Source organism: Streptomyces liliifuscus (genome assembly GCF_016598615.1).
Classification (GTDB): Bacteria; Actinomycetota; Actinomycetes; order Streptomycetales; family Streptomycetaceae; genus Streptomyces; species Streptomyces liliifuscus.
This window is the reverse complement of record NZ_CP066831.1, coordinates 59,408-86,263: the sequence shown is the minus strand read 5'-3', so window position 1 is coordinate 86,263 and position 26,856 is coordinate 59,408. Positions and strand designations below refer to the sequence as shown.

Below are 26,856 nucleotides of genomic sequence, written 5' to 3'. Positions count from 1 at the left end.
TGCGATGCCGTGCCGCCGGGCACCGGGTCCGCCGCCACGTGCTCTCCCCCAGGACGCGGCGGCGGACCCCTCACAAGTCACCCCGCACGCTGTCAGGCGGCGCAGCCGACGGGCATCCGGCCTACCGAGCGGTGTGCGGTCGGTCATGCGCCGGGGTGGGTGTAGCCGTTCTGGTAGGCGATCACGACGAGTTGGGCGCGGTCGCGGGCACCGAGCTTGGGCATGATGCGGTTCACGTGGGTCTTGGCGGTCGATGGCGAGATATGGAGCTGTTCGGCGATGGCGTCGTTGGAGAGTCCGGCGGCCACGAAATGGAGCACCTGGCGCTCGCGGTCGGTCAGAGCCGTCAGCGCCGGGGTCGGAGTGCTCGTCCTGTCGGGTGAGGCGAGGTAGTGGGCGATGAGTGTCCTGGTCGCCCTGGGTGACAGCAGCGCCTCTCCGCGGGCGACCAGCCGGATGGCGTCGAGGAGGTAGGAGAGCTCCACGCCTTTTCCGAGGAACCCGCTGGCCCCGGCGCGCAGCGCGTGGAAGACGTGCTCGTCGGCTTCGAAGGTCGTCAGGATCAGCACCCGGACGCCCGCGAGATCTTCGTCCGCCGAGATGGCGCGCGTGGCGGCGAGGCCGTCCATGTCGGGCATCCGGATGTCCATCAGCACGACGTCGGCACGGGTGCTGCGGGCCAGCGCGACCGCCTCCTCGCCCGTCGTCGCCTCTCCGACGACCTCCAGGTCCGGCTCCGACTCGATGAGCATGCGGAAGCTGGAGCGTACGAGGGCCTGGTCGTCGGCGAGCAGAACACGGACGGTCATCCCTGCCTCCCGTTGGCGGCGGTCGCGGGCAGGGCCGTGCCCGGCCACTCTGACGTGCGAGTGTCGGACGGTGGTCCGGCCGGGGGCAGCGGTAGACGCACCACGAGACAGAAACGACCGTCGGCGTCTGCACCGGCATGGAAGCTGCCGCCGACCGCGTGGGCGCGCTCGCGCATGCCCGTCAGCCCGTGTCCGGTGCCCATCGCGGCCGCCGGGTAGGGGCCGGAGTCCAGGGGGTTGGTGATCCGGATGCGCAGTTCGGCGGGCCCGTAATCGACGAGAAGTCCCGCCTCGGCGGTCGACCCGTGCTTGTGTGCGTTGGTCAGCCCCTCCTGGACGACGCGGTAGGCGGTCAGGTCGATGGCGGTCGGCAGGGGGCGCGGGTGGCCGGCCTGCCGCTGGCGGACGTTCAGCCCGGCTGCGGTCAGCGATTCGAGGAGCCCTCCGAGGCGGGACAGGCCGGGCACGGGTTCGGTCGGTTGCGTCTCCGCCGTCTCGTCGCCGGACTGGCGCAGTACGTGCAGCAGCGGGCCCAGTTCGTCCAGGACCGTGCGGCCGGCGTCACGGATGTGACCGAGCGCCACCTCGGCCTGATCCGGCCGGCCTCGCAGGAAGTGACCGGCGACTCCTGCCTGAATGGTGATCAGGGCGATGTGGTGGGCGATCACGTCGTGGAGTTCCCGCGCGATGCGGAGCCGCTCCTCGGCGACCCGGCGGCGGGCCTCTTCTTCCTTGCTCGCCTCCGCTCGCAGCGCTCGCTCCTCCATCGCGGCGGCGTAGTCGTGCCAGGTGCGTACGGTGGCCCCGACGGCGGCGAACATCCCGGTCCAGGCCAACACGGCACCGGCCTCCGGGCCGGCGGCCGAATCCGTCGCATAGGTGATGACCGCGTACAGGGTGAGGGCCGTGGCCGAGACGGCGATCAAGGCGATCCGCCGACGGACCGTTCGGGCCACGGTGTAGACCGCGATCAACGCGGCGACCTTCAGCACCCGCGACGGATACGACGCGAGGACGGTGAAAGCCACCTCCCCGAGCACTGTCAGTGCCAGGACGGGCAGCGGGGCCCGGCGGCGGGCCAGCAGAAGCAGGAACGCGGCCGCCGCGGCGACGGCGTCGGCGCCCGACGGCCGTACGCCGTCGGGCCACCTTCCGAACAGCAGGGGCAGCAGGCCGATACCGCCCACAAGCGTGGCGAGGGCGGCGTCCAGCAGGCGCGGGTGAGCGCCGGTGACCCGTTGCAGCGACGCCGGTCCGATCACGGCTTCACCGTTCCTTAGTACAGATCCTCAGTACAGATCATTGGTTTCGGACAGATATGGCCGCCTGTCCTCGCGTCTGAAGGCGTACGAGCGGGTTGACGGCGTGACCGCGGCGACCGGGATCACGCGTCGCGTCGCTTGAACAGTACGGCCGCGCCGGCCAGGAGCACGACGATGTAGACGGCGAACACCGCGAGCCCGGACCCGGGCGACAGCGAGTCACTGGCCGTCCGCACCGTCATGACCGCGTTCGCCGCGTTCGACGGCAGATACGGCCCGATGGCGTCGTTCCAGCTGCTCGGCAGTAGCTGGATCAGGCCGGGCACCACGAACAGCGCGCCCACCACGAGGGTGATCGCTCCGGCGGTGTTGCGCAGCAGGACGCCGACCGCCAGTCCGATCAGCCCGGCACCGGTGAGGTAGACCGCCGCGCCAGCCAGCGCCCGGAACACTCCTGGATCGGAGAGCGAGGTGGTTTCCAGACCGCGGGAGGACATGACCGACTGACCGGCCAGGAAGGCCCCCAGGACCGCGACGAGCATGAGCGCGAAGCTCACCACGGCGAAGACGGTCACCTTGCCCCACAGCACCGGCAGGCGTGAGGGGACCGCGGCCAGCGTGGCGCGGATGGATCCGGTGGCGTATTCGCCGGCGCTCATCAGCACCCCGAGCACCGCGACGGCCAACGCGGCGAGCATCACCCCGCCCAGGCTGATCGAGGTCGGGTCGCCGAAGTCATCCTCTCCCGGGCCGTCTCCCGAACCGACCACACTGCTGAACAACAGCCCGAAGCCGATGACCAGGGCCACGGTGATCGCCAGCGTGTAGAGCGTCGAGCGCAGCGACCGCAGCTTGATCCATTCCATGTGGACGACTCGTGGAAAGGTGACCTGCTGACCGCCCGCATGCCGACCGGCGGCCCCGGTCGTCTTCTGTGCGTCCTGTGTGTCGAGGGCGGCGGTGCTCATCGGTTCGTCCTTCCGGCGGTGGCGAACTCGGCGGTGGTGGCGTGGTACTCGACGGAGTCGCGGGTCAGTTCCATGAACGCCTCCTCCAACGACGCCTCCTGAACGGACAACTCGTGCAGCACCAGCCCGGCGGCCGCAGCGCGTTCGCCGATCTCGGCGGCCTCCAGCCCCTGGACGTCCAGCACGCCGGGCCGGCTGCTGCTGACCGAGACACCGTCGCCCAGCAGAAGGTCACGCAGGGACGCGGCCTGCGGTGACTGCACCCGCACGCTCCGGCCGGCGGACTGGGCGATGAAGTCGGCGAGAGGGCCCGCGGACAGCAGCCGACCGCGCCCGATCACGATGAGGTCCTCGGCGATCAACGCCATCTCGGTCATCAGGTGGGAGGAGACGAAGACGGTCCGCCCCTGGTCCGCGAGGTCCTTCAGGAGGTTGCGGATCCACAGCACGCCTTCGGGGTCGAGGCCGTTGACCGGCTCGTCCAGCATGACGATGTGCGGGTCGCCGAGCAGGGCCGAGGCGATGCCCAGTCGCTGCCCCATGCCCAGCGAGAAGCCGCCCGCACGCTTGCGGGCCACCTCCGTCAGACCGACCATGTCGATCACCTCGAGCACCCGCTGCTTGCCGATGCCGTTGCTCGCCGCCAGCGCGAGCAGGTGGCTGTACGCCGAACGACCAGGGTGGATCGCCTTCGCCTCCAGCAGTGCCCCGATCTCCTGCAGCGGGGCCTTGTGCTGCTCGTAGGGGCGGCCGTTGACGCGAATGGTTCCGGACGACGGCCGGTCCAGTCCCATGACCATCCGCATCGTCGTCGACTTGCCTGCCCCGTTGGGCCCGAGAAATCCGGTCACCACACCAGGGCGCACGGTGAAGCTCAGCGCGTCGACCGCGAGCTTGTCGCCGTACCTCTTACTGAGGTTGTTCACCTCGATCACAATCCACCTCCGGGTTGCTTCAGGCCTCAAGGCTCGTTGAAGGGGGTCGGTCTTTGCGTCGCCCTGCGGCGGTCACTTCCTGTACCACGACCGCGGTACGCCGCCGCCTGCGGCAGCGACCTTGGGGTGACGTTCGTCGTCGCCCGCTGTGATCGAAATTCCTGGGCGGGCCCGGAGTCAGGGTGAGGGCTTGTCCGTGCTGCGTTCCAGAGGCGTCGGCCCGTCGGAAATCCCCAGCGAGACCGCTCCGGGTGTCGGTTTTCCTGGTTCTGGAGACCGTGGCTGGCTCGGGAGGCAGAAGTGGCCGGAAAGTGTCGACGTGTCAGTCGAGTGCGGCCCCGCCGCGCCACAAGGGAGAGTTTCGTGAACGTCGCGCCATCGGGAAACGAGCCACGAGAACGGCAGGTGGCCACACTGGTCATGGCCTGTCTCGGGATGTTCGTCGCGTATCTGCCGGTGACCACCGTCTCGGTGAGCCTGCCTGCCATTCAGAGCGCGTTGCACGCGTCGACGTCCCAACTGACCTGGGTCTCGTCGGCGTTCCAGCTCCCCATGGCCGCTTTCATCCTGTCCGCCGGGGTCTTCGGTGACGTACACGGCCGCAAGAAGGTGTACCTGACAGGCCTCGCGCTGGCAGGCGCGGGAGCCGTGATCGCGCTGTCGGCGCGGTCGATCGAGGTTCTGTGGGTCGGTCAGGCGTGCGCCGGGCTGGGCGCGGCCGCGTTGCTGCCGTCGACGCTGGCGCTGATCAGTCATGCCGTTCCCGACCCGCGCAAACGTGGCACGTTCGTCGGGCTCTGGGCGGCGTCTCTCATGGCCGCGCTGGCTGTCGGCCCCTTGATCGCCGGTGTGATCCTCGACCACACCACCTGGCGCTGGATCTTCCTGCCGGCCATACCGGTAGCGGTCATCACCCTGGCGGTCGCGGCGCCCCTGGTGACGGACTCCCGCGCGCCCGGTGAGCGTCGGCTGGACTGGCCCGGCCAGATCACCGCGGCGGTGACGATCAGCGCGCTGGTTTACGGCGTCATCGAGGGCGGTGCCGCGTCGTTCACCGAGGGTCGGGTGATCGCGGCCCTGTCACTGGCCGTGGTCGGCGCCATCGCCTTCGTCCTGGTCGAGCTGCGCAGCGCCGGCCCGATGCTCGACCTGTCGCTCTTCCGTAGCGCGGCCTTCAGCGCTACGGCCCTGATCGCCATGATCACGTTCCTGGGGCTGATCGGTTTCTTCTTCGTCCTCAGTCTCTACCTCGGCATGGTGCAGCGCCTCGACACCCTGCATGCGGGCTACCGGCTGCTGGTCGTCAGCGTGATGTCCCTGGTCGTGGGAGCACTGGCGGGCCGCCTCATGCACCGGATCCCGCCCCGATTCATGATCACGACCGGCCTGCTGATCACCGCGGGATCGCTGTTCTCCCTGACCGCGATCGACGCCGGGACCGGCTTCGGCCCGCTGGCCTGGCGGCTCGCCCTGCTCGGTCTCGGCCTGGGCCTGGTGATCACCCCGATGACCGCCACGGCGGTCGCGGCGGTGCCGCACCACCTGGCCGGTATGGCGGCGGCGGGCAACAACGCCTTCCGGCAGGTCGGCGGCGTGCTCGGCCCGGCCGTGCTGGGCACCCTGCTGACGACGAAGAGCGCCGACACCCTGCCCGGCCACCTGCGCGACGTCGGCCTCACCGGGCCGGCGGCCCACCGGATCACCGACGCCGTGGACGCGGGCGGTCTGGGAGCGGCGGCCCGCGTGAACCTCGGCCAGGACACCGGCCGGGCCATGGGCGCGTTGGGTGAGGCTTTCCTCGACGGCCTCTACCTGTGCCTGATCGTGGCCGCATGTCTGGCCCTGGTCGCCGCACTCGTCGGCGCGGTACTGCTGCGGACTCCACAGCACACCATGGCACCTGTCGCCGGCTCTGCGGATCAGGCGGCATCCGAGGACGCCGGGCCTTCCGTCGAGTCCGAGTTCGAGCCGGAGCCGGTGCTGGTCGGTGCCCATGCTCGGGGGCGGTCGGGCGAGCCCGGGAAGCGGCCGGGCGCGGTCGGCTCCGCAAACGGTGGCGACACGTTCGTCTCTGACGATGCACGGGGTCCTGCCCTGTACGGCCGGGTATTCGAGACGGGAGGGGACGCCGTCGAGGGAGCCACGCTGACGCTGATTTCATTGGGCGGGCGACAGCTGGGCCGGGCCGTGGCGCATCCCGGAGGGCGCTACCGTCTGGACGCACCGAGCGCGGGATCGTACGTGCTGATCGCGTCGGCCCAGGGCCACCAACCGCAGGCGTCCAGCGTGGTGGTGGGGGAGGAGCCGTTGTCGCACGACGTCCTGCTGCCCGCGAACAGCGGGTTGGCCGGAACGGTGGTCACCGCCGGAGACGGGGTGCCCGTGCAGGGTGCGACGGTGGCGGTGACGGATGCGCGGGGAGAGGCACTGGCCGCCGAAACGACCGACGCGGCAGGTGCGTTCGCGTTCGGAGAGCTGCCGCAGGGTGAGGTCACCGTGATCGTGAACGCTGCGGGATTCCGGCCCGCCGCTCTCCCGGTGCGGGTGTTCGGACCTCGACTCGCCCGTCTGGACGTGGCGTTGTGGCCGGGGGCGGTACTTCGGGGCACCGTGCGGGCCGGCGCCGATCGCCGGCCGCTGACCGACGCGCGGGTCACGCTCGTGGACAAGGCGGGCAACGTGATCGGCACGGCGACCACCGGGCCTGACGGCGGCTATGCCTTCGCCGACCTGGACGCGGGCGACTACTCGGTGATCGCCGGCGGCTATCCGCCGGTTGCCGCGCCGATAGCCGTGGACGGGCCGGGCCGTGAGCTCGACCTGGAACTGGCTCATCCGGAGAGCTGATCCGGCCACCTGATCAGCGGGCCCTTCCGAGAAGCAGGGCCGCAGAACGTACCGGACCGGGTCGCAGCGAGGGCATGGAGCGGCCGGTACCGGTATGGGGCGCGTCCGTGGGGACGGGAAGGCGCCCGCGCGTGGTCCGGGACCCGTACTTCCGCGGGTCCCGGACCACGACACGCCGACCTCTGCGCGATCGCGTGCCGGGGTCAGCGGTTCGGTTCGTAGTTGAGTTGCTTGATCTGGCGCAGGATGAGCGCCGACTCCACCGCTTGGATGCCGCTGAGGGCACCGATCTTCTCGCTCAGGTAGGTGTACAGCTCGTCGGGGCTCCGGAAGTGGACCGAGGCGACGATGTTGGCCTGGCCCGTGGTGGCGGACGCGAAGTGCACCTCAGGGTGTGCGGCGAGGCTGCGGCCGACCTCGGCGAGCGCGTGGGGTGCCACGGTGAGCCAGAGCATGGCGCCGACGTCCTGCCCGAGCGGCCCGTGGTCGTACTGCACGTCGAAGTACAGCACGCCGGTGGAGAGCAGGGTTTCGAGCCGCCGCTTGACCGCGGACTCCGACTGGTCGGTGGCTTTCTGCAGGTCGGTGAGGGTGGCCCGGCCGTCGCGGCGGACCGTCGCGAGCAGCGCCTTGTCGGCCGCGTCCAGAGTGACGGGCGCATCCGGCGACCCCGGAGGCGGCAGTCGCAGAGCGGCCTCCTGGTCGGGGGTGAGCGCGTTGGCCTTGTTCAGCCGGCCGAGTGGGCCGCCGTAGAAGGAGTGCAGCAGGCAGTGGGCGGTCACCGTGACGATCTGCGGGGTGCGCTGGAGCCGGTCGAAGAGCAGTTCGTCCCGCTCCTTGCGGCTGCGTGGTTTCATGCCGCAGACGACCTCGGTGCCACCGGAGATGAGATTCACGTAGAGCGTGTCAGGGCGCTTGGCGAGTGCGTCCGCGAGCTGTTCCGCCACATCCGGGGTGCAGTGCATGCGTACGAGCCAGCTCTGGCGGCCGAGGCGGTTCTCGTCCGTCATGCCGAGCACCCGCACGTTGACGGTGCTGCGCAGCCGTCGGTACCGCCGGGCGACGGTCTGGTCGGAGACACCGAGGACGGTGGCGATACGGCTGAACGGGGCGCGCCCGTCGAGCTGCAGCGCTTGCATGATCTGGAGGTCGAGGGAATCGAGTGTGGGGGCGCCCACCGGTTCTCCTTCGGTCAGGGGCGGAACGCGCCGCTGGAAGCGCGGAACAGCACGGGCGGTGATCGGCGCGCGGCGCAGCCGGGCACGGGCCCGCTTCCCCTTTGGAAACGGGACCGGTCAAGGCGCCCGGACCGCGTCAGCGACCTCATCGAGGAGTGCCCTCAGCTGCGAGGTCTTTTCGGGGCCGAGCTTCTCGGCGATCTGCCGTTCGATTTCCACGATCACGGCATCGGCGTCACGCAGGATCTCGCGGCCGGCGTCGGTGAGATGCAGTTCCTGCACGTGGCGGTGGCGCGGGTGCGGTCGGCGTTCCAGGTGGCCGCGCTCCTCCAGGCGGGTCACCTGGGAGGCCACTGCCTGTGGGGTGACGTTCAGGCGGCGGGCCAGTTCCGCGCCGGTCAGACCTGGATCGGAATGGACGTTGATCAACAGGGTGTACTGCGCGGCCGCGAGACCCAGCGGTCGCAGCCGCTGATCCTTCCAGGCCTGGGCAGCCCACTCCGCCCGCCGCATTGCCCAGGTCACCCGGTCCAGTGCGTCGGCAGCGATCAGCCCGTCATCATCGTGTCTCACGCCGTGAGAATACGACACCTGGGCATATGTCAAACGCCTGATCGCGGCCAACTGCCTGAGCGCTGGTCCTTTCAGGGCCTGCCGCAGCTCAGTCCTCGCGAACCGTCTCGGCCACCCGGTCGAGCAGCCCCCGCAGTTGGGCGCTCTCCCGCGGGCCGAGACCGCCGGTGATCTGCAGCTCGATGCCGGCGATCACTTTGTCGGCCGCGCGCAGGATCTCGCGCCCGGTGTCGGTGAGGTGCAGCTCCTGCACATGCCTGTGGCGCGGGTGCTCGCGTCTCTCCAGCTGGTCGCGGCTCTCCAGCCGCGCCACCAGTGAGGCGACGGCCTGCGGGGTCACGTTGAGGCGGCGGGCCAGCTCGGCGCCGGTCAGCCCAGGGTCGGAGTGCACCGACATCAGGAGAGTGTAGTGCGAGGCCGCCAGGCCCAGCGGGCGCAGCCGCTGCTCTTTGAGTGCCAGTACGGCCAGTTCCGCGCGGCGCAACGCCCAGGTCACTCGGTCAAGAGCGTTGGGCTCGACGAGCTCCTCATTGTTTCGTGTCACGGGAGAAGGATATGACACTTCACGACTATCAAGCGTTTGACATTCCTCCAGCGTTTGAATGACACTGACTCCATGATTCGTACCATCGCTTTGATCACTGGCGCCTCCTCCGGCATCGGCGCCGCCTACGCCCGGCTCCTGGCCGACGACCACGACCTCGTCCTGGTGGCGCGACGTGCCGACCGGCTCGCCGACCTCGCCGAGGAACTCCGCGCCCATGGGGCCGCCGTCGAGGTGCTGCCCGCCGACCTCATGACCCACGACGGGATCACCGCTGTCACCGACCGCCTGGCCACCGGGGACGTGCGCACGCTGATCAGCAACGCCGGCGCCGGCGGCTACGCCCCGCTCACCGATGTCGAGTCGGCCGACGTCGACCGCCTGCTCACCCTCAACGCCGTCGCTCCCGTCCGGCTGGTGCACGCCGCACTTCCCGGAATGCTTGCGGCAGGCGAAGGCGCCATCGTCACCGTCGCCTCGCTTCTCGCCTTCAGTGCGGGTTTCGCGGATCCGCGAGCGCCCCGGCGCACCCTGTACGTCGCCGCGAAGGCTGCCACCCTGGGGTTCACCCGTACCCTCGCCAATGAACTCGCCGACACCCCGCTCCGCGTCCAGGTGCTGTGCCCCGGCGTGGTGGCAACGGAGTGGAACAGCGGTGCCGGCCACAACATCCCCTGGGCGATGACGCCCGAGGACGTGGCGTCGGCCAGCCTGGCAGGGCTGCGCCTGGGGGAGACCGTCTGCGCCCCCGGTCTGGAGGGTCAGGACGCCGCCCTGGACGCCTTGCTCGCCGCGGAGAGTGCTTTTGTCTCGGGCGGCAACCAGCCGGCACTCGCGGCTCGCTACGCGGCTCCGCGCGGTTAGGGCAGCCATGGTCGGTGGGCAGGTGAGCGCTTCCTGCCTGCCCGGCGAGACGACCTTAACTCTTGGCGTTGAGTCATGAGAGGGGGAACGGTAGATTCCACGCCCTTGTCTTTAGTATTGACTGGATCAATGCCCTATAACTAACTTGGCTCCAGTTCAAGAGCGGCTGAGTGAACCGCTCACGCGCTGATGGTCAGGTGGCCTCTCCGAAGTCGCCGCCGACCGCGGGAGTTGGCCAGTCATGAGCAGCCCAGTCACCACGCCGCCCGACACTCAGGACGACTTCGGCGTTCTGCGCGAGGTGGAAAGCAGGGTGCTCTGGCTGTCATCGGCGATCACCCACCACGCGAACCGCGTCCGCGCGAACACCTCGGGATTCAAGGTGGGCGGACACCAGGCGTCGTCGGCGTCCATAGTGTCGATCATGACGGCGCTCTGGTTCCGGCCTCTGCGGCCGCAGGACCGGGTGTCGGTGAAACCGCGCGCATCGCCCGTGCTGCAGGCGATCAACTACCTGCTGGGCGAGCTGGACCCGTCCTGTCTGCCGAGGCTGCGCGAGTTCGGCGGCCTGCAGAGCTATCCGAGCAGGTCCAAGGATTCGGACCCGGTCGACTGCTCGCCCGGGTCCGTCGGCATAGGCGCGACTGCACCGGTCTGGGGGGCGCTCTCGCGGCGCTGTGCCAACGCCACGGTCGGCGACGTGGGTACTGGGCGGCAGTTCTCGTTGGTGGGGGACGCCGAGCTGGACGAGGGTGCGGTGTGGGAGGCGGTGCTCGATTCCGCTGTCGGCGAGCTGGGGGAGGTGGTCTGGGTCGTCGACCTGAATCGGCAGTCGCTGGACCGGGTCGTGCCCGACATCGCCGCCGAGAAGCTGCAGGGCATGTTCACCGCGGCCCGCTGGCAGGTGATCACACTCAAGTACGGGCGGCGGCTCGAGGAGTTGTTCGCCCGGCCGGGCGGCGAGGAGCTGCGGCGGCGGATCGATGCGATGACCAACCCGGCATACCAACGACTCCTGCGGTGCGACGCCGGGCAACTGCGCCGGCGGCTGCCCGAAGGCCCCGGCACCGACCGGATCCGCGCACTGGTCGACCAGGTCGAGGACTCGGCGCTGGTGGCCGCGATGGCCAACCTGGGCGGCCACGACCTGGCCGCGCTGGACGCGGCCTTTTCGGCGATCGACGACACCCGCCCGACGGTGATCCTCGCCTACACCATCAAGGGCCACGGGCCGGCCGGCCAGGAACATCCGCAGAACCACTCGGCTCTGCTGACCGAGGAGCAGTTGCGAGAGTTCGCCGAGCGGCTCGGCGCCGACCCGGCGGACCCCTGGCGTGCCTTCGACGAGGACGGCGCGGCCCATGAGCTGTACCGGCGGACCGCCGGGCGGCTGCGCCGGAGCGAGCCGGCGCACCACGCGCCGTCGGCCGTGCCCGTCGACATCGGACGGACACCGTCCGGGACCGCGACCACGCAGGCCGCGCTCGGCCGACTTCTGCTGGACCTGACCAGAGCGGCCCCGGAGTTGGCCGCACGGGTCGTCACGGTCAGCCCCGATGTCAGCTCCAGCACGAACCTCGGCGGGTGGGTGAACAAGGTCGGCGTGTGGTCGTCCATCGAACGGCGCGACTGGTTCGCCGATGACGCCGAGACCATCCTGCACTGGCGTGAGAAGCCGTCCGGGCAGCACATCGAACTGGGCATCGCCGAGACGAACCTCGTCGGCCTGATCGGCGAACTGGGTGCCTGCTGGAGCAAGTGGGGCAGCCGCTCCTGCCGATCGGCGTGCTGTACGACCCCTTCGTCGAACGCGCCCTGGAACCCTGGTCGTTCGGCATCTACGCCGGCGGACAGTCCCTTCTGGTCGGTACACCCTCCGGGGTCTCGCTGGCCCCGGAAGGCGGTGCGCACCAGTCGATCAAGACCCCGTCCATCGGCTTGGAGCAGCCCGGTTGCGTCACCTACGAACCGGCGGTCGCCCTCGACGCCGAATGGACACTGCTCGCCGGCCTGGCACGGCTCGGCAGACCGGACGGCAGCTCCGCGTACATACGGCTGTCGACGCGGCCCATAGACCAGACGCCGGCCGCGGTGCCCGATGACCCTGCCGCACGGGAGCGTCGTCGGCGTCAGGTCCTCGCGGGGGCGTATCCCCTGCTGCGCACCGACGGCGCCGAGTCCTGGGTGCTGGACCAGGTTTTCCCGGCCGAGCGCCACAGCATCCTCCATGCCGCTCTCGACCTGACCGACTGAATGCCAAGTGTCTTACTGGCTATCAAACGCTTGACACTAGTCAGTGGATTGATAGTCTAGTACTTGCCAAGGCCCTCGGGCCATCGCTCAAGTCATTTACGTCGGCGCGCCCGCTGTCACACGGCGGCACTTCATCGCGCCGGACACGGCGTCCGTCATCTGCCCATCACCCTCGGGGTGCTGCTCGGGCGCAGGCGGTCGTAAGAAAGTGGGAGAGACCCATGACCAACAACGCTCCAACGATCACGCGTGACGGAGTCATCGGACAGGACGGGAGCGAGGTGGTCACCGTCGATCAGGCCACCGGGGCGGAGTTCGCCCGGTACTCCGTGGCCGGCAAGGAGGAGGCGGCCGCGGCCGTCGCTGCCGCCCGCTCGGTCTCCGGGCCCTGGTGGGACCTGGGATTCGAGGGCCGTGCCGAGCAACTGCGCGCGTGGCGACGGGAGATGGCCATCAGCGGCGAGGAGGGAGTCGCTCTCATCCACGCCGAGAACGGCAAGCCTCTGGACGAAGCCCGTGTGGAGGTGCTCGGGATTCTGGAGCACGTGCAGTACGCCGTCGAGAACGCCGAGCGCGTGCTGGGGCGTCGGGACGTCCCGGACAGTCCCACCGTGCCCAACCAGCGCGCGTGGGTCGAATACCAGCCCTACGGCGTCGTCGGTGTCATCGGCCCCTGGAACTTTCCCCTGCTCACGCCGGGGGCCATCCTGGTCGAGGCGATCGCGGCCGGAAACGCCGCCATCCTCAAGCCCAGCCAGATCACGCCCGGCATCGGCGAGTGGCTCGTACGGGCCTGGCAGCGCGCGGTCCCCGACCTCCCGGACGTCCTCCAGTGCCTCAACGGGTTCGGGGCCACGGGCCAGGCACTCATCGAGTCCGGCCTGAACAAGCTCGCGTTCACCGGCAGCGTCGCCACCGGCAAGACCGTGGCCGCCCAGTGCGCGCAGACCCTGACCCCCGTTCTGCTGGAACTCGGCGGAAAGGACGGTGTCATCGTGGCCGAGGACGCCGACCTGGACGAAGCCGCCAGGCACATCGTCTGGGGCGCCATGCAGAACACCGGACACGGCTGCATCAGCCTCGAAGTGGCCTACGTCGTCGAGTCGGTGCACGACGCGTTCGTCGAGAAGATCAGCGACCTTGCCAAGCAGGTACGCGCCGGCAGCGACGACGCCGCGGAGATCGGCCCTGTTCCCCTGCCCACCCAGATCCCGATCATCCGGGAGCACATCCGGGACGCTCTCGACCGCGGCGCGACAGCCACTGTCGGCGGCCTCGACGCGGTGGGGGAGCGCTATGTCACTCCCACCGTCCTCGTCGGCGTGAGCCCCGACGCCCTGGCGGTGACCGAGGAGACGTTCGGACCCACGCTCGCCGTCGTCAAGGTCACCGACACCGAGGAGGCCATCGCTCATGTCAACGGCGGCCGCTACGGACTGGGCAGCGCCGTCTTCAGCCGCGACCGCGGCGAGGACATCGCCCGTCAGCTCCGCGTCGGAATGACCAGCATCAACGACGCCCTGGTCTTCTCCATCAACCCCGCTGTGCCCTTCGGCGGTCGCGGCGACAGCGGTTACGGGCGCAAGCAGGGCGAGGAAGGACTCCGGGAGTTCGCCTACCCGCACTCTTTCACCGCCAAGACCGGCCCCGCCCAGTTCTCGGCCACCACCTTCGGCAGGCCCGCGGGTGCGATGGCGGGAGCCCTCGCCGGCGTGCGCAACAGGATCCTGGCCGAGAGCGGTGAGAAGACCGACTGACGGACTGCCCCCGGGCCATCGGACCACTCCGGGGAAACGACGCGCACCTTCGCGGAGCGCGACAGCGATCGGCACGTCCCGACAATCACCGCGCCACCAATGAGGGAGAGCGGACATGTCCAACGAACGTCCCGTCCAAGCCGTGACTCCGCCCGCCGAGCCCCCGACCGCGGCCACCCGGCGAAGATTCATCGCCGCGACCGCCGCTGCCGGAGGAGCCGCCGTGGTCGGCGGTCTGGCCGCGGGACAACCCGCGCTCGCCGCCGAGGCGGCGCCCGGCAGCCGTGCCGCCACGGCGGTCGGCGGCTCGAAGGACGATCGGAACGCCAAGAAGGAGAAGAAGATGCGCATCGTGGCCGTGGAAGAGGCGTTCTCCATTCCTGGAGCCATCCGGCAGGAGGCAGCGATCCGTCAGCGCATGGACGTGCCGGAGGCGATCAAGCAGGAGTGGTTCCGGCGCCTGGACGATCTGACCGAGCTGCGGCTGGCGGACATGGACGCCAACGGCGTCGATGTCCAGGTCCTCTCGTACTCCACGCCGGGCCTGGAAGTGATCGAGGATCCGGCGGAGGCGGTGGCCGTCGCGCGGCGGGTCAACAACCATCTGGCCAAGGTGGTCGCCGCACATCCGAAACGGTTCGCGGGCTTCGCGGTCCTTCCGCTGCAGGACCCCAAGGCCGCGGTCGTGGAGCTGCGCCGGGCGGTGAAGGAACTCGGGCTCAAGGGCGTGCTGTACAACGACCATGTGCGGGGGCACTACCTGGACGAGCCGCGGTTCAGGCCGGTATGGGCCGAGCTGGAGCGCCTCGGCGTGACGCTGTATCTGCATCCGGCTGTCATCCCGGCCGACAACTGGCGTGTCTTCGACGGCTATCCCGTGCTGGTCGGGCCGTCCTGGGGCTGGACCGCGACGGTGGGTGCCCATGCGCTCCGGCTGATCTACGGCGGCGTGTTCGACGACTTCCCGGGCGCCTCGGTGACGTTGGGGCACATGGGCGAGCTGCTGCCGTTCCAGATGGCCCGGCTCGACAGCCGCTACCCCCAGGTGCCCGTTGAGCAGAGGGTGCAGCACGTGCCCTCGTACTACCTGCGGAAGAACGTGTACGTCACCACCAGCGGAGTCATGTCGCATGCCGCGCTACTGGGAGCCGTCCATGCCGTCGGTGTCGACCGGGTGCTGTTCTCCATCGACTACCCGTTCGAGTCCAGCTCCGAGGCGGTGGGGTTCCTGCGTTCCGCGCCGTACGCGCCGACCGACCTCGCGCGCATCGCGCACGGCAATGCCGACCGCCTGCTGGGGCTGTGAACGACCGACAGCCCGCGTAGTCCCGCGTTCTCTTCACCCGCGGTGAATCAGAGGAGCCACGATGCCGAAAGCGGTGCGATTCGCGGAGTACGGGGACATCGACGTACTGAACGTGGTCGACGTCGAACGGCCCGAGCCCGGTAAACACCAGGTGCTCGTCAAGGTGGTGGCCGCCGGGATCAATCCGGGCGAGGCCGTGATCCGGCAGGGGTTCTTCCACGACAGGTTTCCGGCGTCGTTCCCGTCGGGCCAGGGCAGCGACCTCGCCGGGATCGTTGAGGAACTAGGCGCGGGAGTCACCGGATTCGCCGTCGGTGACGAGGTGATCGGCTTCACCCACAACCGGGCCAGCCACGCTGAGTACGTGGTCGTGGAGGAGGACCAGCTTATCCATCGACCGGCGGGGGTCCCCTGGGAGCAGGCCGGCGCGCTCTTCGTCGCCGGTTCCACGGCGTACGCGGCGGTACACGCCGTCAAGGTCGAGCGTGGCGAAACCGTCGTCGTCTCCGGAGCCGCCGGCGGGGTGGGCTCTCTCGTCGTCCAACTCGCGCGGCACGCCGGGGCCACCGTCATCGGACTGGCGAGCGAGCCCCACCACGCATGGCTCACCCGGCACGGAGCGATCCCGCTGACCTACGAAGAGGGCGTCGGCGAGCGCGTCCGCGCCGCGGCCGACGGCACGATCGACGCCTTCATCGACACCTTCGGCGCTCCCTACATCGAACTGGCGCTGGAACTCGGCGTACCCGGTGAGCGGATCAACACGATCATCGACTTCCCGGACGCGGCGAAGCACGGCACCAAGGCCGAGGGCAGCGCGGCGGCGGCAAGCGCTGACGTACTGCGGGAACTTGCCACGCTGATCGCCGACGGTGAGCTGGAAATCCCCGTCGCCCGCGTCTACCCGCTCGACGAAGTCCGCGACGCCTTCCGGGAACTGGAACGCCGGCACACGAACGGAAAGATCGTTCCCAGGCCCTGAGGGGCCGTTATCGACCGGCGGCCGCCGCACCTTGCGAGCGAGTCGTCAACCCAAGGACGCCCCTGAACGGAGCAAGACCGTGGAAGTATCGTCACAACCCGAAGGTGCCATCCGCACCCGGTGGTCGTCCGAGGACGTCGCCGATCAGTTCACCGTAGACAACCCCGCGACCGGTGCGACCCTGGCCGTCGTGCAGGGCGCCGGCGACAAGGAAGTCGGCCAGGCCGTTCAGGCGGCCTACGACGCGCACTTCTCCTGGAAGGCCCGCACCGCCCGCGAGCGCGGCAGCTGGCTGCGGAAGATCGCCCTGGCGGTGCGCGAGCACGCCGACGAGATCGCGGCGCTGGAGTGCAGCGACAACGGCAAGCCCCTGACCCAGGCGCGCAATATGGACGTGAACGCGGCCATCGGGATCTTCGAGTTCTTCGCGAGCCTGTGCGACTCCATGCCCGGCCAGGTCAACGACGGCGGAAGCCTGCTGGACATCACGGTGCTCGAGCCCTATGGCGTTATCGGCGCGATCGTGCCGTTCAACTGGCCGCCGATTCACACCGCCAGCAAGCTGGCCCCGGCGCTGGCGGTGGGCAACGCGGTGGTGATCAAGCCGCCGGAGCAGGCCCCGCTGTCGGCCATGCGCATGGTGGAGATCATCCAGTCCGTCCTGCCCGACGACGTGGTGCACATCATTCCTGGCACCGGGTCGATCGGATCGCAGCTCGCCGGCCACCCGCTCGTCGGCAAGATCTCGTTCACCGGGTCGCCCACCACTGGCGTCTCGGTCATCAAGACCGCGGCCGACAACCTGACGCCGACCCTGATGGAGCTCGGCGGCAAGGACCCGTTCATCATCTTCGAGGACGCGGACCTCGACCTCGCGCTGCCGTGGGCCATCGAGGGCGGCCTCTTCAACCAGGGCGAGGCCTGCACCTCGGCATCCCGCGTCCTGGTACACGCCGACATCTACGACGACGTCGCGCGCCGCTATGGCAACGCGGTGAAGCGGCTGCGCGTCGGCAACGGCGTCGACCCCGGCACGCACATCGGACCGATGGTGTCCGACGCCCAGCGCAAGCGGGTGCTGGACTACATCGACATCGGCGTCAAGGAGGGTGCCACGATCGCGGCGCAGGCGCCGCTCCCCGACGACCCGGAGCTGGCAGGCGGCTTCTACGTCGCGCCGACGCTGTTCACCGGTGTTCGACCGGACATGCGCATCGCGAAGGAGGAGATCTTCGGCCCGGTCATCTCGATGATCCCCTTCCGCGATGAGGACGAGGCCGTCAGGATCGCCAACGGCACCGACTTCGGCCTGGTCGCCGCGGTGTTCACACCGGATTCCGAGCGCGCGCTGCGGGTCAGCCGCGCTCTGCACACCGGGTTCGTCTTCGTGAACAACTACAACCGGAATTTCACGGGCGCGCCGTTCGGCGGTGTCGGTGCGAGTGGCTTCGGCCGAGAAACCGCGGCGGAAACCCTGCGCGAGTACGGCTACAGCAAGAACATCCGCCTGGTCTCCGGCAGGGGCGAGATCCCGCGCTGGGCGCCGTCCCTTGAGGTGACTGGCCAGGACAAGTGAACAACCCGGTCTGCGAGGCGGAGTAACCGCCTCGCAGGCACGGCGTACAGCACCCAATACGGCATTCATGGGCCGACGGTGTCGCACGCTGCCGCCGTTCACAGTCCCTGGCCGATGTCCTGCACGGTCGCGAGCAGTGGCTGGGACAGTTCCGTGAGCCGTGCGCGGGTGCAGCGGACGGACGGAGCCGCCACGGCCACGGCGGCCACGGCGCTGCCCGTGCGGTCACGCACGCAGGCGCCGACGGCGAGGACTCCGCGCTCGCTCTCCTGCAGATTGAGGGCGTAGCCGTGGCGGCGCACGGACACCAGCTCGTGCATCAGGCTCTCGAAGTCCTTGGGGGCTTTGGCCCGGTCCCCGGGGAGCCCGTTGGGGTAAAGGGCCCGGAGCCGGTCGGCCGGCAGGGCCGCGAGCATGGCCTTGCCGCCTGAGGCCACGTGCGCGGGCAGCAGCGTGCCGGTGCGGTAGCTGACGCGCAGCGCCTGGGGTCCCTCCACGCCGTCCAGGAAGCGGGCTCCGTTGCCTTCGAGCACCATCAGGTGGGTTGTCTCACCCACGGTGTCCGCCAGCCGTCGCAGGTGGGGTTGCGCGATGGTGATCAGGTCCGGGGGAGGGGCTGCATGGCTTCCCCTGATCGCCTGCAGGGCCGGCCCGGGCCGGTACACCTTGTGGCGGTCCTGCGCCGCGAATCCCTCGAAGACGAGCATCGCGAGGATCCGGTGAGCGGTCGAACGCGCGACGCCCAGCCGGTCCGCGACGTCCATCACCCGAAGCTCGTCGAGCTCGTGCAGCAGCCGGACGACGCGCAGGGCGTTGCCGGCGGCACTCACCGGATACGAGGGGCTGGTCGAGCGGTCCGCTGAATTCTCCACAGCAGAATCCTATACGAACAGGATTCCGGTGAGGGGAAAAGCCGGCGTAGCCTCTTGAATCAGCGCCAAGAGTTGGGCGCTTCTTCCCGAGGCGCCGTACACACGACGTGGAGGTTTCCGTGACCGACACCACCAGCGAACAGACCGAGCACAAGCTGCTCGACGAGCTGTACGCGGACTTCAAGGACGCGGGCCTGATCCCGCTGTGGACCCAGGTGGACGACCTCATGCCGATGTCGCCGAAGCCCGCCGCGGTCCCGCACCTGTGGCGGTGGGCGGAGCTGCTGCCCATCGCACAGCGCTCCGGAGAGCTCGTACCGGTGGGACGTGGCGGCGAGCGCCGCGCCATGGCCCTGTCCAACCCCGGCCTGCCGGGCCGTCCTTACGCCACTGCGACCCTGTGGACCGCGATCCAGTACCTGGGCCCGCGCGAGGTCGCCCCCTCGCACCGGCACAGCCAGGGAGCCTTCCGGTTCGTCGTCGAAGGCGAGGGTGTGTGGACCAACGTCGACGGGGACGCGGTGGCGATGCGGCGGGGTGACCTGCTGCTCACACCGAGCTGGGCCTTCCACGAGCACCAGAACGTCACCGACAAGCCGATGGCCTGGCTCGACGGCCTCGACATCCCGCTCGTCTCCCAACTGGACGCCGGCTTCTTCGAGTTCGGCCCTGACGAACTCTCCACCCGCGAGACCCCCGAGCGCTCGCGCGGCGAGCGACTGTGGGGCCACCCCGGACTGCGCCCGATCGGGCAGCCCGACCAGCCCAACTCCCCGCTGGGCGCCTACCGCTGGGAACACACCGACGCCGCCCTGACCGCCCAGTTGGAGCTGGAGGACGAAGGCGTACCTGGTGTGCTGGAGCCCGGCCATGCCGGAGTGCGCTTCTCCAACCCCACCACCGGCAAGGACGCCCTGGTCACGATGCGCACCGAGATGCGCCGACTGCGGGCCGGTACGCAGACCGTCCCGGTGCGCACGGTCGGCTCCGCGGTCTGGCAGGTGTTCGAGGGCGAGGCGGTCGCCCATGTCGGTGACAACGTCTTCGAGATCGCCAAGGGCGATCTGTTCGTCGTCCCGTCCTGGTGTGAGGTCTCTCTGTCCGCCCGCACCCAGGTCGACCTGTTCCGTTTCAGTGACGAGCCCGTCTACGAGGCCCTGGGTCTCGCCCGTACCGGCCGAGGAGAACAGAAGTGAAGCTCGCCACCATCCGGGTCAACGGCACGACTCGCGCTGTCCGCGTCGACGAGAACAAGGCAGTGGACCTGGGCGAGAGCGATCTGGTGGCCTTCCTGCGCCACGGCGACTGGACCGCGCGTGCCGCGGACGCCGACGGCGAAACGTACGAAGGTGCCCTGGACTACGCGCCGGTGGTCGTCGCGCCGGAGAAGGTCGTGTGCGTCGGCCTCAACTACCGCACCCACATTCTGGAGATGGGCCGCGAACTCCCCTCGCACCCCACGCTGTTCTCCAAGTACGCGCGGGCGCTGGTCGGCGCGTACGACGACGTCACCCTGCCCGCCGCGTCCACGCAGATGGACTGGGAAGCCGAACTCGCCGTCGTCATCGGGGCCGAGGTCCGGCACGCCGACACGGAGCAAGCACGGGCCGCGATCGCCGGGTACACCGTGCTCAACGACGTCACCGCCCGCGACTGGCAGTACCGCACCACCCAGTGGGACCAGGGCAAGACCTTCGAGGCCACCACCCCCATCGGGCCATGGCTGGTGACCGCCGACGACCCCGCGCACGCCGCCCAGGGCCTGAGCCTCACCTGTGAGGTCGACGGCGACACGGTCCAGAAGGCCGACACCGGCGACCTCGTCTTCGACCCCGCGACGCTGGTCGCGTACCTGTCCGGGATCATCACGCTGGTGCCCGGCGACGTGATCGCCACCGGCACTCCGGGCGGCGTCGGCCATGCCCGCAAGCCCGCCCGCTATCTGCAGGACGGTACGCGCCTCGTCACCCGGATCGAGGGGATCGGCGAGTGCCGCAACATCTGCCGCCGGGAGACGCGGTGAGTGTACGCCCGGACCCGATGCTGGAGTGGGTCGCCAAAGGCACGGCGGCCTTCGAAGCCGCCGTGCACTGGCTGACCGACTCGGGCATCACAACGCCGTCGTACCTGCCTGGCTGGAGCCGGGCCCACGTCGTCGCCCACGTCGCCCGCAACGCCGACGCGCTCGTCAACCTGCTGACCTGGGCGCGTACGGGTGTCGAGACGCCCATGTACGCAAGTCCCGACCAGCGTACGAACGAGATCGAGGACGGCGCCCGCCAACCGGCCGGCGCCCTGCGCGCCGACCTCCTCGCGGCCGACGGACGACTGACCGAGGAACTCGTCGGCCTGCCGGACCAGTGCTGGGGTGCGACCGTGCGGACGGCACGGGGACGCGAAGTGCCGGCCACGATGGTGCCGTGGATGCGGGTGCGGGAAGTCTGGGTCCACACCGTCGACCTGGACATCACCACCTTCGACGACATCCCGCACGAAGTATGTGCGGCGCTTGTCGACGATGTGGCCACTGGCTTCCTGACCCACCCGGACTGTCCCCCCGTCGAGCTGCGGACCGAGGACGGCGCCCGCAGCTGGCTCCTGGGCGTGCCCGGCGACGGGGAGCCGGTCGTGGTGAGCGGTGACCTTCCCAGCCTGGCCGCCTACACGACCGGGCGCCCCGTGCCCGGTCCCCTCCATCCCGCCGGCGGGGGATCCCTGCCGAAGCTGCCCGCGTGGTTGTGACAGCGAAGGAAAGACGATGAAAGTTGCCTGCATCGGCGCAGGTCCTGGAGGACTGTTCTTCGCCACACTGCTCAGGCGGAGCCTGCCCGGCGCCGAGGTCGTGGTCTTCGAACGCAACCGTCCCGACGACACGTTCGGCTTCGGAGTGGTCTTCTCCGACGCCACACTCGATGCCATCGACAACGCCGACCCCGTCCTCAGCGAGGCGTTGGACAAGCACGGCAGGCACTGGGACGACATCGAGATCCGAGTGCACGGCGCGCGGGAGCGGGTCGGAGGCATGGGCATGGCGGCGGTGGCCCGCAGGACGCTGCTTGGTCTGTTGCAGGAGAGGGCTCGTGCCGGGGGCGTGTCGACGCGCTTCCAGCACGAGGTCCGTGACCCCGCCGAACTGGAAGACTTCGATCTGGTCGTCGTGTGCGACGGCGCCAACAGCCGCTTCCGCACCCTGTTCGCCGACGACTTCGGGCCGACCGCCGAGGTGGCCACCGCGAAGTTCATCTGGTTCGGCACCCCGTACATGTTCGACGGGCTCACCTTCGTCCACCAGGACGGCCCCCATGGTGTCTTCGCCGCCCACGCCTATCCGATCAGCGACTCGCTGAGCACCTTCATCGTCGAGACCGACGCCGACTCCTGGGCCAGGGCGGGACTCGACGCCTTCGATCCCTCGACCCCGCCGGGCACGAGCGACGAGAAGACCAAGAGCTACCTGGAAGTCCTGTTCCGCGAGCAGATCGACGGGCACCCACTGGTCGGCAACAACTCCCGCTGGGCCAACTTCGCCACACGCAGGGCCCGTTCATGGCGACGGGGAAAGTGGGTGCTCCTCGGCGATGCGGCGCACACCGCGCACTTCTCCGTCGGGTCCGGCACCAAGATGGCCATGGAGGACGCGGTCGCGCTGGCCGAGGCCCTTGGGGAGGCGCCGCACAGCGTGCCGGAGGCACTCGAGATCTACGAGACGCGCCGCCGCCCCAAGGTCGAGAGGATCCAGAACTCGGCGCGGCCCAGCCTCTCGTGGTGGGAGCATTTCGGCCGCTACGTCCGCTCGTTCGACGATCCGACGCAGTTCGCCTTCCATTTCCTCACCCGCAGCATCCCGCGAGGCAAACTAGCCGTGCGCGACGCGGTGTACGTGGACCGCGTCGATGGATGGTGGCGACATCACCACGAGGCAGTGCCCCTGGAGTCACCCTTCCGAGGGGGGCCGTTCCGGCTTCCGTCGCGTTGGGTGACAGTCGGGGACGACCTTCTGACCGGGACCGACGGCACTGACATCCCGATGGTCCCCTTCAGCGGTCAGTCGTCGTGCGCGGGCGTGTGGATCGACGCCCCGGACACCGAAGAGGGGTTGCCACTCGCCCTCGACCAGGTGCGCGAGACGGCAGAGGCCGGCGCCCCGCTCGTCGCCATACGCGGCGGTACGACGCTGACCCGTGTGCTCATCGCGGAGGAGGCCCGGCTCGCGCACGGCCTGCCCGCCGCGGTCATCGGGGCGTACGACGACGACAGCGCGACCTCGCTCCTGCTGTCCGGCCGGGCCGACCTCGTCGGAGGCACCAAGTGACCGCCATGGATGCACTGTTCGCGCCCCGTGCCATCGCCGTGCTCGGTGCGTCGGCCACGCCCGGCAAACTCGGCTCGGCGATGACCGACTCCCTCGCTTCGTTCCCCGGACCGGTGATGAAGGTCAACGCCGGCCGACCGGATCCCGGCCAGGGCTTCTTTCCGACCGTCGCCGAGGCCGCCGAGGCCCATGGCACCGCACCGGACCTGGTGGTGTCCTGCATCCCGGCCGCCGCCACCGCCGGGGCCGTCCGAGCCGCGGCGGCCGCCGGCGCTCGCGCCGCCCTGGTGTGCGCCGGCGGTTTCGCGGAAGCCGGCGGCGACGGTGCGCTGCAGCAACAGGCGTTGGCCGAGGTGGTGCGGGACACCGGCATCCGTGTCCTCGGGCCCAACACCTCAGGCTTCCTCGCCCCCCACCGACGGCTGACGGCCAGCTTCGTCCCGGGCGTGGCCGACCTGGAACCGGGCCCGGTGGCGGTCGTGGCCGCCAGCGGCGGCGTGAACCACGCCCTGGCCTTCGCTCTGGCCGAGGCAGGCGTCGGCCTGCGCCTCGGGGTCGGGCTGGGCAACAGCCTGGACGTCACCCAGGCCGACGTCCTGGGCCACCTTGCCGAGGACGACGCCGTTCGGGCCGTCGCCCTGCACGTGGAGACCGCCGCGGAAGGCCGCCGCCTCACCGAGGCCGTACGCCGCCTGACCGGTCATGTCCCCGTCGTGGCCCTGGTCGTGGGCCGCAGCGACATCGGCGACTTCGCCCGCTCCCACACCGGCGCCCTGGCCACCTCCTGGCGCGTGACACGCACGGCCCTGCGCCAGGCTGGAGCCGTCCTCGTGGACGACGAACGCGACCTCGTCGACGCCGTCACAGCCCTCAGCCGTGTACGGCTCCCGGCCAACCCACGCCCAGGCATCGGCCTGGTCACCGCACAGGCCGGACCCGGACTGCTGCTCACCGACGACCTGCGCTCCCACGGCATCCAGGTTCCGCCACTGGTCGAACGGACGGTGAAGGAACTGCGCGAGCTGCTCCCCGCCCTCACCTACCTCAACAATCCCGTCGACACCGGCCGTCCCTCGCCCGCGCTCACGCAGGTCGTGGAGCGGGTCTCGGAGGATCCCGGCATCGACATCACCGCCGTCTATGGGCTGCTGGAACCCACGGCCGTCGACCTTTCGGCCGCGCTGGCCGCCGCCCGCACGGCCACCCCGCTCGTCGCCGTTGTCGGCGGACCCGAGGAACAGGCGCGGCAGACTCGCCGACAACTCGGGGAAGCCGGCATCCCCTGCGCGGCCACACCGGCCTCCGGAGCGGCCATGGTCCGCGCGCTCGTCGAGGACGCGGCGGCCCGCGCCCGCCTGGGGGCCACCGTCGTCACCGCGTCGGGTGCACCCGCGCTGCCCCTGTCCGGCCCTGTCGACGAGCACACCGCCAAGGGAGTCCTCGCGGACCTGGGCATCCGTACGCCTGTACGACGGGTGTGCGCCGACCCCGCCGCGGCGCACGCGGCACTCGATGAGCTCGGCGGACCGGTCGTCGTGAAGATCCTCGACGCGGAGATCCTGCACAAGACGGAGGTCGGCGGGGTCCAGATCGGCATCCGCACGCACGAGGAGCTCGACGACGCGCTCGCCCGCATGCCCGCAAGCCCCGCACTCCTGGTCGAGCAGATGGCCCCCGCGGGCCCCGAACTCATCGTCGGTGTACGCCGCGACCCGGTCTTCGGCCCCGTCCTGGCGCTGGGCGCCGGCGGAACGGCCGCCGAAATCCTCGGCGACGTCTCCCTGCGCCTCGCGCCCCTGCCGGCGCACGAGGCCCACGCAATGCTCGACGAACTCGCCACCCGCGACATGTTCCTCGGCGCGCGTGGCGCCACCCCGGTCGACCGCGCGCGACTCACTCACGTGCTGCTCGCCCTCTCCTCCCTCGCCGCCGACAACGCCGTGGCCGAGTGCGAGATCAACCCCCTGCGCGTTCTGCCCGACGGCGATGTCGTTGCGCTCGATGCCGTACTGCTGCTGCGTGACCCCCGGGATCAAGGAGGATCCGACGATGCGTGAGGGATTCGTCCCCTGGCCCAAGGAACCGGCCGACCGCTACCGCGAGGCCGGATACTGGCGTGGCAGGCCGCTCGGCTCGTACCTCCAGGAATGGGCCAAGACGTATGGCGACGCGGTGGCCGTCGTGGACGGCGACACACGCCTGACCTACCGTCAACTCGTCCACCGTGCCGACGGATTGGCGTGCCGTCTGCTGGACTCTGGCCTCAATCCTGGTGACGCGATGCTCGTCCAGCTGCCCAACGGCTGGGAGTTCGTCACGCTCACCCTGGCCTGTCTGCGGGCCGGCATCGCCCCCGTGATGGCGATGCCCGCGCACCGCGGTCACGAACTGCGCTACCTGGCAGCCCATGCCGAGGTCACCTCGATCGCTGTACCGGACCGGCTGGGCGACTTCGACCACCAGGCACTGGGGCGGGAGGTCGCCGAAGCCACGCCGAGCGTACGGCTGCTGCTCGTCGCGAGTGGCACGGTCGGCACCGATGCCACGGATCTGAGCGCGCTGGCCGCCCCGGCCGACGACCCGGCCGCCGCACGGGCCCGGCTCGACGACATCGCCCCGGACAGCGGCGACATCGCCGTCTTCCTGCTCTCCGGCGGTACGACCGGACTGCCGAAGCTCATCACCCGCACTCACGACGACTACGAGTTCAACGCGCGGCGCAGCGCCGAGGTGTGTGGCCTCGACTCCGACACGGTCTACTTGGTGGCCTTGCCCGCCGGGCACAACTTTCCCCTGGCCTGCCCCGGGATCCTGGGCACCCTCATGAACGGTGGCCGTGTGGTGCTGGCCCGGACCCCGGCCCCCGACAAGGTCCTGCCGCTGATGGCCGCCGAGGGCGTGACGGCCACCGCCGCCGTGCCGGCCGTCGTCCAGCGCTGGATCGAAGCCGTGTCCTCCGGCCGCCACGCCGCCCCGCCCGCGCTACGACTGCTGCAGGTCGGTGGCGCCCGCCTCGCCCCGGAGGTCGCCCGGCGCGCCGAACCGGTGCTCGGCGGCACGCTCCAGCAGGTGTTCGGCATGGCGGAGGGGCTGCTGAACTACACGCGCCCCGACGACCCCGACGACATCAAGATCGAAACCCAGGGGCGCCCCATGTGCCCGGATGACGAAATCCTCATCGTCGACGCCTCCGACAACCCTGTGCCCCCCGGGAGCATGGGCGGCCTCCTCACCCGCGGCCCGTACACCCCGCGTGGCTACTACCGGGCTGACGAGCACAACGCCCGCGCGTTCACCCCTGACGGCTGGTACCGCACCGGTGACATCGTCCGGCTGCACCCTTCGGGCGACCTCGTCGTCGAAGGACGCGACAAGGACCTCATCAACCGGGGCGGCGAGAAGATATCCGCCGAAGAGGTCGAGAACCTCATCTACCGCCTGCCTGGTGTCGCCCGTGTCGCCGCCGTCGCGAAGCCCGACCCGGACCTGGGCGAGCGGGTGTGCGTGGTGGTGGTCCTCGAACCGGGCACTGACCTGACCCTCGAATCGGCCCGCGCCGCTCTCACCACGATGCAGGTGGCCCGCTACAAACTCCCCGAGGACCTGCTGGTCCTGGACGAACTTCCGCTGACGAAGGTGGGCAAGATCGACAAGAAGCGTCTACGGGACGTCGTCCGTGGCAAGGAAGACTCCGTCGAGGCGGTGTGACGGCGTTCGCCGCCACAGCGGGCGAACGGAGGACGTTTTCGTGATGGTTCCGCGTCCCCTGAGGAAGTCAAAGCTGCTTTGCCGGCCCTCTGGCGGTACCTGGGGAAACA

Annotated in this window: 22 protein-coding genes; 14 read left to right on the top strand and 8 right to left on the bottom strand. The window is 70.0% G+C overall.

Going from position 1 to position 26,856, the window contains the following annotated elements:
• Positions 1-143: 143 nt before the first annotated feature.
• The 4 genes from JEQ17_RS00370 to JEQ17_RS00355 all read right to left on the bottom strand — a co-directional run bounded on the left by JEQ17_RS00370 (position 144) and on the right by JEQ17_RS00355 (position 3,974).
• Positions 144-809 carry a response regulator gene (locus tag JEQ17_RS00370; protein WP_200393271.1) on the bottom strand — a complete coding sequence of 222 codons (666 nt, stop codon included), beginning with the start codon at positions 807-809 and terminating at the stop codon, positions 144-146.
• Entirely contained in the window at positions 806-2,071 is a 1,266-nt protein-coding gene (locus JEQ17_RS00365) for a sensor histidine kinase (RefSeq protein WP_200393270.1), read from the bottom strand. The genes JEQ17_RS00370 and JEQ17_RS00365 overlap by 4 nt, the downstream gene beginning before the upstream one ends.
• Positions 2,072-2,193: 122 nt before the next feature.
• Complete coding sequence (locus tag JEQ17_RS00360) at positions 2,194-3,039, bottom strand: ABC transporter permease subunit (protein WP_200393269.1); 846 nt, start codon at positions 3,037-3,039, stop codon at positions 2,194-2,196.
• On the bottom strand, positions 3,036-3,974 hold the full coding sequence (locus JEQ17_RS00355; protein WP_200393267.1) for an ABC transporter ATP-binding protein: 939 nt from the start codon (positions 3,972-3,974) through the stop codon (positions 3,036-3,038). Before JEQ17_RS00355 ends, JEQ17_RS00360 begins: the two co-directional genes overlap by 4 nt.
• A gap of 420 nt (positions 3,975-4,394) precedes the next feature.
• Here JEQ17_RS00355 and JEQ17_RS00350 point away from each other — a divergent pair, with 420 nt between their 5' ends.
• Positions 4,395-6,821 (top strand): MFS transporter, encoded by a 2,427-nt coding sequence (locus JEQ17_RS00350; RefSeq protein WP_234048669.1) that lies wholly within the window; start codon positions 4,395-4,397, stop codon positions 6,819-6,821.
• 203 nt (positions 6,822-7,024) lie between these two features.
• Here the strand turns inward: JEQ17_RS00350 and JEQ17_RS00345 are convergent, their stop codons facing one another.
• The 3 genes from JEQ17_RS00345 to JEQ17_RS00335 form a co-directional block, all read right to left on the bottom strand.
• On the bottom strand, positions 7,025-7,999 hold the full coding sequence (locus tag JEQ17_RS00345; protein ID WP_200393265.1) for an Lrp/AsnC family transcriptional regulator: 975 nt from the start codon (positions 7,997-7,999) through the stop codon (positions 7,025-7,027).
• A 117-nt stretch (positions 8,000-8,116) separates the two neighbouring features.
• Positions 8,117-8,572, bottom strand: coding sequence for a MarR family winged helix-turn-helix transcriptional regulator (locus tag JEQ17_RS00340; RefSeq protein ID WP_200393263.1), 456 nt, complete (start codon positions 8,570-8,572; stop codon positions 8,117-8,119).
• Between the two features lie 88 nt (positions 8,573-8,660).
• Positions 8,661-9,116 (bottom strand): MarR family winged helix-turn-helix transcriptional regulator, encoded by a 456-nt coding sequence (locus JEQ17_RS00335; protein WP_200393262.1) that lies wholly within the window; start codon positions 9,114-9,116, stop codon positions 8,661-8,663.
• A gap of 72 nt (positions 9,117-9,188) precedes the next feature.
• Between JEQ17_RS00335 and JEQ17_RS00330 the strand changes: the two genes are divergently transcribed.
• The 7 genes from JEQ17_RS00330 (at position 9,189) to JEQ17_RS00305 (ending at position 17,854) form a co-directional block, all read left to right on the top strand.
• Complete coding sequence (locus JEQ17_RS00330; protein WP_200393261.1) at positions 9,189-9,980, top strand: SDR family NAD(P)-dependent oxidoreductase; 792 nt, start codon at positions 9,189-9,191, stop codon at positions 9,978-9,980.
• Positions 9,981-10,221: 241 nt separating this feature from the next.
• On the top strand, positions 10,222-12,054 hold the full coding sequence (locus JEQ17_RS00325) for a thiamine pyrophosphate-dependent enzyme (protein ID WP_234047964.1): 1,833 nt from the start codon (positions 10,222-10,224) through the stop codon (positions 12,052-12,054).
• A 17-nt stretch (positions 12,055-12,071) separates the two neighbouring features.
• On the top strand, positions 12,072-12,233 hold the full coding sequence (locus tag JEQ17_RS50790; RefSeq protein ID WP_234047963.1) for a hypothetical protein: 162 nt from the start codon (positions 12,072-12,074) through the stop codon (positions 12,231-12,233).
• 221 nt (positions 12,234-12,454) lie between these two features.
• A complete protein-coding gene (locus JEQ17_RS00320) occupies positions 12,455-13,990 on the top strand; it encodes an aldehyde dehydrogenase family protein (protein WP_200393260.1) in 1,536 nt (511 codons plus the stop codon).
• 115 nt (positions 13,991-14,105) lie between these two features.
• Entirely contained in the window at positions 14,106-15,296 is a 1,191-nt protein-coding gene (locus JEQ17_RS00315; RefSeq protein WP_234047962.1) for an amidohydrolase family protein, read from the top strand.
• 61 nt (positions 15,297-15,357) lie between these two features.
• A complete protein-coding gene (locus JEQ17_RS00310) occupies positions 15,358-16,278 on the top strand; it encodes an NADP-dependent oxidoreductase (protein ID WP_200393259.1) in 921 nt (306 codons plus the stop codon).
• Positions 16,279-16,357: 79 nt separating this feature from the next.
• The gene (locus JEQ17_RS00305; protein WP_267924832.1) at positions 16,358-17,854 is read left to right on the top strand and encodes an aldehyde dehydrogenase family protein; all 1,497 of its coding nucleotides are present in this window, start codon (positions 16,358-16,360) and stop codon (positions 17,852-17,854) included.
• Between the two features lie 98 nt (positions 17,855-17,952).
• Here the strand turns inward: JEQ17_RS00305 and JEQ17_RS00300 are convergent, their stop codons facing one another.
• A complete protein-coding gene (locus tag JEQ17_RS00300) occupies positions 17,953-18,726 on the bottom strand; it encodes an IclR family transcriptional regulator (RefSeq protein ID WP_234047960.1) in 774 nt (257 codons plus the stop codon).
• Positions 18,727-18,845: 119 nt separating this feature from the next.
• Between JEQ17_RS00300 and JEQ17_RS00295 the strand changes: the two genes are divergently transcribed.
• The 6 genes from JEQ17_RS00295 to JEQ17_RS00270 are packed head-to-tail and all read left to right on the top strand — an operon-like array spanning position 18,846 to position 26,746.
• A complete protein-coding gene (locus JEQ17_RS00295) occupies positions 18,846-19,922 on the top strand; it encodes a cupin domain-containing protein (protein ID WP_200393258.1) in 1,077 nt (358 codons plus the stop codon).
• Complete coding sequence (locus JEQ17_RS00290) at positions 19,919-20,749, top strand: fumarylacetoacetate hydrolase family protein (RefSeq protein ID WP_200393257.1); 831 nt, start codon at positions 19,919-19,921, stop codon at positions 20,747-20,749. Before JEQ17_RS00295 ends, JEQ17_RS00290 begins: the two co-directional genes overlap by 4 nt.
• Positions 20,746-21,468, top strand: a complete 723-nt coding sequence (locus JEQ17_RS00285) for a maleylpyruvate isomerase family mycothiol-dependent enzyme (RefSeq protein WP_200393256.1) — start codon at positions 20,746-20,748, stop codon at positions 21,466-21,468. Before JEQ17_RS00290 ends, JEQ17_RS00285 begins: the two co-directional genes overlap by 4 nt.
• A 16-nt stretch (positions 21,469-21,484) precedes the next feature.
• Entirely contained in the window at positions 21,485-23,038 is a 1,554-nt protein-coding gene (locus JEQ17_RS00280; RefSeq protein WP_200393255.1) for an FAD-dependent monooxygenase, read from the top strand.
• A gap of 5 nt (positions 23,039-23,043) precedes the next feature.
• Positions 23,044-25,095 (top strand): acetate--CoA ligase family protein, encoded by a 2,052-nt coding sequence (locus JEQ17_RS00275; protein ID WP_234048668.1) that lies wholly within the window; start codon positions 23,044-23,046, stop codon positions 25,093-25,095.
• Positions 25,088-26,746, top strand: coding sequence for a (2,3-dihydroxybenzoyl)adenylate synthase (locus tag JEQ17_RS00270; protein ID WP_200393253.1), 1,659 nt, complete (start codon positions 25,088-25,090; stop codon positions 26,744-26,746). Before JEQ17_RS00275 ends, JEQ17_RS00270 begins: the two co-directional genes overlap by 8 nt.
• Positions 26,747-26,856 lie beyond the last annotated feature (110 nt).

What these genes read in the sequence shown, in the direction of transcription:
- JEQ17_RS00370 (WP_200393271.1), bottom strand. Translation starts at nt 809, where the DNA reads ATGACCGTCCGTGTTCTGCTCGCCGACGACCAGGCCCTCGTACGCTCC.
- JEQ17_RS00360 (WP_200393269.1), bottom strand. Translation starts at nt 3,039, where the DNA reads ATGAGCACCGCCGCCCTCGACACACAGGACGCACAGAAGACGACCGGG.
- JEQ17_RS00350 (WP_234048669.1), top strand. Translation starts at nt 4,395, where the DNA reads ATGGCCTGTCTCGGGATGTTCGTCGCGTATCTGCCGGTGACCACCGTC.
- JEQ17_RS00330 (WP_200393261.1), top strand. Translation starts at nt 9,189, where the DNA reads ATGATTCGTACCATCGCTTTGATCACTGGCGCCTCCTCCGGCATCGGC.
- JEQ17_RS00325 (WP_234047964.1), top strand. Translation starts at nt 10,222, where the DNA reads ATGAGCAGCCCAGTCACCACGCCGCCCGACACTCAGGACGACTTCGGC.
- JEQ17_RS00320 (WP_200393260.1), top strand. Translation starts at nt 12,455, where the DNA reads ATGACCAACAACGCTCCAACGATCACGCGTGACGGAGTCATCGGACAG.
- JEQ17_RS00315 (WP_234047962.1), top strand. Translation starts at nt 14,106, where the DNA reads ATGTCCAACGAACGTCCCGTCCAAGCCGTGACTCCGCCCGCCGAGCCC.
- JEQ17_RS00310 (WP_200393259.1), top strand. Translation starts at nt 15,358, where the DNA reads ATGCCGAAAGCGGTGCGATTCGCGGAGTACGGGGACATCGACGTACTG.
- JEQ17_RS00280 (WP_200393255.1), top strand. Translation starts at nt 21,485, where the DNA reads ATGAAAGTTGCCTGCATCGGCGCAGGTCCTGGAGGACTGTTCTTCGCC.
- JEQ17_RS00275 (WP_234048668.1), top strand. Translation starts at nt 23,044, where the DNA reads ATGGATGCACTGTTCGCGCCCCGTGCCATCGCCGTGCTCGGTGCGTCG.
- JEQ17_RS00270 (WP_200393253.1), top strand. Translation starts at nt 25,088, where the DNA reads ATGCGTGAGGGATTCGTCCCCTGGCCCAAGGAACCGGCCGACCGCTAC.